The organism is Candidatus Clostridium eludens, assembly GCF_045310515.1.
In the GTDB taxonomy this organism is placed as follows: domain Bacteria; phylum Bacillota; class Clostridia; order Clostridiales; family Clostridiaceae; genus Clostridium_B; species Clostridium_B eludens.
The window spans coordinates 1-298 of sequence record NZ_JBJHZX010000199.1; the positions used below are offsets into that span (position 1 = coordinate 1).

Here is a 298-nt window from a genome sequence, read left to right on the forward strand (position 1 = left end):
GTAAATTTAAACCAAGAGATGTTGTAATGAACAAGCAATTCCCTATGGATTTAAAAGAAAGAGAAGTTAGTGTAAGTCTAGAGAGTAATTTAAATGAATATGGAGAAGCTGCTGAAGCATATAAAAAAGGACACTTTGACAAAAATATTGACGCTTGTGGACTATGTTGTCCGGGACCTCTAATGCGTGTTAATAGCGATATACAGGATATGGGGGAAGGTGAAATCTTAAAAGTTACAGCATCGGATCAAGGATTTTATGAGGATATAAAATCTTGGTGTGAAAGAACCCACAATGA

At 35.2% G+C, this 298-nt stretch carries 1 protein-coding gene; it reads left to right on the top strand.

Annotated features, from left to right (window positions below):
• Window positions 1-26: 26 nt before the first annotated feature.
• Window positions 27-298, top strand: a 272-nt coding sequence (locus tag ACJDU8_RS25815) for a sulfurtransferase TusA family protein (protein WP_406795039.1), incomplete at its 3' end; no start/stop codon positions are given.